A 4697-nucleotide genomic window follows, 5' to 3' on the forward strand; every position below is an offset into this window, starting at 1 on the left:
CGCCGCCGTGCCGAGGAGGCACGGCGGCGGCTTCGCGCCTTCGGGCGGCTGCTGCCGTCGGGCGGCTCGTCCCGGGTGCGTTCAGTCGACGCCCAGGACGGACATGTGCGCGATCGAGAGCATCGCCTGCTCGTGGACGAGGGCCAGATACGCGTCCGGATGCGAGGGCCGCTGCGCGGCGTCCAGATACGGCACCAGCCACGCCTCCGCGTCCGGCCCGAAGCACCGGTCCGTGAGATAGCCGACGACGTCGTACGGATGACCGTCGTACTGGACGACCCGCACCAGGGTGTCCTCGTGCAGGAACAGCGCCGTACGGACGATCGTCGGATGCTCCTCCGACAGCCGCAGGGAGGCCTTCCGGTTGGCCGTGGCGCGGGCCGCCGCCAGTTCCTCGCCGGCGCCCTCGCGCAGCGGGTAGCGCAGGGCGACCGTCCCGGAAGCCGGGCGGTCGTCGGGGCTGTGCTGCTCGAGCACGGTCATCAGGCTGCGGTGGAAGTGCTCCCGGAACCCTTCGGGCGACTCGGTGTCACGGGGCTCGACGAGGTACGGCATGATCGCCCGCTCCGCTTCGTGCACCCCCTGCTGCACCGACATGTGCGAGGCGATCTGCGCGGCGCCCACGCCGTCGTGGTGGATCACCCGGACCAGAGTGTCGCCCTGGACGAACAGGCCCGTGCCCAGCAGCATGCCGACGGTGCTGCCCGAACTGTTCTTGATCACCGGGGAGTCGACCCGGGTGAAGTTGTGCGGTGAGAAGACCTCGGTGAGGTCCTCCTCGTGGCCGGGCATGACGCGGTAAGTGACTGCGTCCAGTGGCATGGCGGTTTCTCCTCTTCAACGGGTCGGGCGAAGGTCAGCGGACGGCGAGCACGGCGACGGTGTCGACGACCAGGGCGAGCGCGGCCAGGCCCGTGCGCAGTCGGTGCCAGGCGCGCCACTGCGGCCGTGGGTCGACCCAGGGGCCGTCGGCGGCGAGTCCGCTCAGCGAGCGGTTGATCGGTACGTTGCCGAGGTGCGAGACCGCCTGCACACCGATGAGCAGCACGGAAGCGAGCGGGAACAGGGCGTGGCCCGGCGGCTCGGAGAGAAAGGCGAGCGCGAATCCGCTGAGCGTCACGACGTTCACCAGGATCGGCATCAAGGGGTGGTAGCCCTTGCCGAGCAGCGCGTGCGCGCGCAGGTAATCGGCGCGTTCCATGGACGACATGGCGGGAGCGACGCTGACCGCGACCGCCACGAAGATCCCTGTGACGGTCCCTGTCCCGGCCAGCACGATCCCGCTGAGCACTTCCTCGAGCATCACGACTCCCGGTCGATGGTGGGTGTGCCCTTCACCGTCGCGTCGGCTGCTCGATTCGCTGTGGAGGGGCGCTCGACGGCCGTCTTCGCCTTTGCGAAAGGAGCGGTCGCGCCACGCGGACCGGAGCGGCCGTCATGACCGTCGTGGCACCCGCGGTCCTGCGCCGCCGTTGATCATCGAGCCGTCTTCGAGGCCGCTTCGACCGCCGGCTCCGAGAGTCGACACAGTGGTCCGCCGCACCGGGCGGCGGCCGGGTCGGGAGGGCGAATCATGGCCGAACTGGTGCAGGTACTGCTGCCGTTGGCGCTGCTCGCCGGTGGGCTCGCGGCCGGCGGCCTGGCCATCTCCGTGCTCGCCGCCCCGCTGTTCACCACGCTGCCCACCGGGATGTACGTCCCGGTGCACAAGGGCCTGGTCACCCGCTTCGACCCGTTCATGCCGCTGTCGCTGCTCAGCTGTCTGCTGTGCGACATCGCCCTGACGGTCGCGGCGGACGGCGTGGCCGTGCGGCTGCTGACCGGGCTCGCGGCCGTACTGCTCGCCTGCGCCATGACCGTCTCGCTCACCAAGAACGTGCCGATCAACCGGTGGCTGGCGACCCTCGATCCGCAGGATCTGCCCACGGACTTCGAGCAGCTCGATCCCCGTGAGCGGTGGATCCGCTGGAACCGCGTACGAGGCGGTTGCGCCGTCGCGGCCCTGGTCGCCAACGTCGCCGCGGCCACGGTGCTGATCTGACCCACTGTCACCAACCCTGCTCAGCCCCGCTCTCTCCCCCCATCCGCTCCCGCCTCTAGGAGATCGTGTGGACACCATGACCGGTGTGGTCGGACCGGCGATGACCGCCTCTCTGCCGCCCCACGTACGGCTGTTGCTGCTGACGGACGGCAAACGGATATCCCGCGTGCTGCATGTGCTCGCCGAACTGGGCGTGGCCGACGAACTGGCCGAAGGCCCGCGCACCGTGACCGATATCGCCGAGCGCACCGGCAGCCACGCCGACGCACTCGGACGCGTCCTGCGGGTCGCCGCCGCGTTCGGCGTCTTCGAGGAGCGGGAGGACGGGCAGTACGCGCTCACCGAGCTGAGCGAGGCGCTGCGCTCCGATGTGCCCGGCAGCCAGCGGGACATGGTGCTCTACAACGGCACCGAGATGCTCTGGCGTTCCTACGGTTCCCTGCTGCACACCGTACGCACCGGAGAGCCCGCCTTCGAAGAGACGTACGGGCACGGGTTCTTCGCCCATCTGGAGGAGCATCCGGAGTCCGGCGCGCTGTTCGACCGGGCGATGACGGGCATGAGCCGGGCCACCGCGCGGATGCTGCTCGACGGCTACGACTTCGGCCTGTACTCCCGCGTAGCGGACGTGGGCGGCGGGCGCGGACTCTTCCTCGCCGAGCTCCTCGCCCGCCATCCGGAGACGCGAGGCACGCTCATCGACCGCCCGGCGGTGGTCGACGAGGCTCCCGAGCTGCTCCGCGAGGCGGGCGTCGCGGACCGAGTCGAGATCGTGGCCGGCGACTTCTTCGAGGAGCTGCCCACCGGCCATGACGCCTATCTGCTCAAGGCCGTGCTGCACGACTGGGACGACCGGCGCGCGGCGCTGATCCTCGCCCGGATCCGCGAAGCCCTCCAGGGCAGCCCGGACGGGCGGCTGCTGATCTGCGAGTTCCTGGTGGGACCGGCCAACCAGTGGGACCGCGGCAAGCTGCTCGACCTGGACATGCTGGTCCGCTTCGGCGGCCGCGAGCGCGACGCGGACCAGTGGCGGGCCCTGCTCGCCGGCGCCGGCTTCGAGCTGGTGAACGACCCGGTCCCCGGTCGCTGGGCGGTCCTGGAGTGCCGCCCGATACCGACCGGCGGCTGAACCCCGCGCCTTGTGCGCGTCCCGGCGCGACGCGCAACCACTCCACGAGCCCACCTCACGAGCACCCACCTCACGAGCAACGACGGAGGAACCCATGGAACTTCATCTGGTCGGCAAGAACGCACTGGTCACGGGCGGAACCCGGGGCATCGGTCGGGCCACCGTGCTCGCCCTGGCCAAGGCCGGAGCCACGGTGGTGACTTGCCACCGCACCGAGAGCGAGGGCGCCGAGAGCCTGGCCCGCGAGCTGAAGGAGATCGGCGGGGACCACGCTCTGGTCCGTGCCGACGTCGGCACGGCCGAAGGCGCGGAGACGGTGCTGGCCGAGTGCCGCAGCCGCTTCGAGACGCTCGACATCCTGGTCAACAACGCCGGTGTGATCAGCCAGATCCCGTTCGCCCAGCTGCCGTTCGAGGAGTGGGAGCGCGTACTGACCACCAACCTCACCGGACCCTTCATGGTGATCAGCAAGGCACTGCCACTGCTCCGCGAGGGCTCTTCGGTGATCAACATCGGCTCCCGCGGCGCGATGGCCGGCATCCCGCTCCGCGGCCACTACACCGCCTCCAAGTCCGGTCTGATCGGGCTGACCCGCTCGCTCTGCAAGGAACTGGGCGGCAAGGGAATCCGGTTCAACGTGGTGGCACCGGGCGTCATCGACACCAGCGAGCCGGACGAGCTGACCGAGGAGCAGCGCGCGGCGTACGACGAGCGCTATCTGCGCATGATGGCGCTCGGCCGGTTCGGGCGCCCCGACGAGATCGCGGGAGCGGTCCTCTTCCTCGCCAGCGACCTGTCCACGTACGTCAACGGCGAGACCCTGCACGTCGACGGGGGTGTCTGAGATGGCCGCCGAGCACATCGGTTCCTTCCGGGTGCTGCTGACCGTGCAGGTCAAGCCCGGCCTCGAGGCCGACTTCGAGAAGGTGTGGGCCGAGGGCAGCGAGGAGGTCACGGCGCGGCCGGCGAACCTCGGCCACACCCTGGCCCGCAGCGCCCGCGAGGAGTCCGTCTACTACGTCGTCAGCGACTGGACGGACAAGGATTCCTTCCTCGCCTTCGAGAGCAGCCCCGAGCACATCGCCCACCGCGAGAAGCTCCACCCGTACCGCACCGGCGGCTCCCTCGCGATGATGCACCTGGTGGAGGTGGCCCGATGAGCGGAGCACCGGGACGCGTCAGGGTGATGCTGTACCTGCGTGCCGCCGAGGCGGAGGAGCCCGCGGTGGCCGCGGCGTACCACACGATCAGCAAGGACCTGGCGAGTACGCCCGGGCTGCTCGGCAATGAGCTGCTCCGTGAGGTCACCGACCCGGGAGCCTTCGCGGTGCTCAGCGAGTGGGAGGGCCTCGCGGCGTTCCAGGCCTGGGAGGCCGGCTCGGCGCACCGGGGTACGACGTCTCCGCTGCGGCAGTATCAGGACGGCGAACGGCCGAGCCCCTTCGCGCTGTTCGAGGTGACCGCGGAGTACTGACACCCCCGATCGCGGCGGCGGCCGTGCCGCGGAGAGCATCAGCGCTCCGCGGC

Annotated in this window: 7 protein-coding genes; 5 read left to right on the forward strand and 2 right to left on the reverse strand. The window is 70.5% G+C overall.

Features of this window, described 5'->3' with window-relative positions:
• Positions 1–81 precede the first annotated feature (81 nt).
• Entirely contained in the window at positions 82–822 is a 741-nt protein-coding gene (locus DY218_RS25635; RefSeq protein WP_128558514.1) for a SchA/CurD-like domain-containing protein, read from the reverse strand.
• A gap of 34 nt (positions 823–856) precedes the next feature.
• Positions 857–1303 carry a DUF1772 domain-containing protein gene (locus DY218_RS25640; RefSeq protein WP_128558515.1) on the reverse strand — a complete coding sequence of 149 codons (447 nt, stop codon included), beginning with the start codon at positions 1301–1303 and terminating at the stop codon, positions 857–859.
• 270 nt (positions 1304–1573) lie between these two features.
• Between DY218_RS25640 and DY218_RS25645 the strand changes: the two genes are divergently transcribed.
• The 5 genes from DY218_RS25645 (at position 1574) to DY218_RS25665 (ending at position 4644) form a co-directional block, all read left to right on the forward strand.
• The gene (locus DY218_RS25645; protein WP_128558516.1) at positions 1574–2041 is read left to right on the forward strand and encodes a DUF1772 domain-containing protein; all 468 of its coding nucleotides are present in this window, start codon (positions 1574–1576) and stop codon (positions 2039–2041) included.
• Between the two features lie 76 nt (positions 2042–2117).
• Entirely contained in the window at positions 2118–3170 is a 1053-nt protein-coding gene (locus DY218_RS25650) for a methyltransferase (protein ID WP_128558519.1), read from the forward strand.
• Positions 3171–3264: 94 nt separating this feature from the next.
• Entirely contained in the window at positions 3265–4014 is a 750-nt protein-coding gene (locus DY218_RS25655) for an SDR family NAD(P)-dependent oxidoreductase (RefSeq protein WP_128558517.1), read from the forward strand.
• A 1-nt stretch (position 4015) separates the two neighbouring features.
• Complete coding sequence (locus DY218_RS25660) at positions 4016–4330, forward strand: antibiotic biosynthesis monooxygenase family protein (protein ID WP_233521901.1); 315 nt, start codon at positions 4016–4018, stop codon at positions 4328–4330.
• Positions 4327–4644: an antibiotic biosynthesis monooxygenase family protein gene (locus DY218_RS25665; RefSeq protein WP_128558518.1), complete on the forward strand. Its 318-nt coding sequence runs from the start codon at positions 4327–4329 to the stop codon at positions 4642–4644. The genes DY218_RS25660 and DY218_RS25665 overlap by 4 nt, the downstream gene beginning before the upstream one ends.
• The last annotated feature ends 53 nt before the right edge of the window (positions 4645–4697 follow it).

Origin of the sequence: Streptomyces triticagri (assembly GCF_003429565.1) — a bacterium.
Lineage (GTDB): Bacteria > Actinomycetota > Actinomycetes > Streptomycetales > Streptomycetaceae > Streptomyces > Streptomyces triticagri.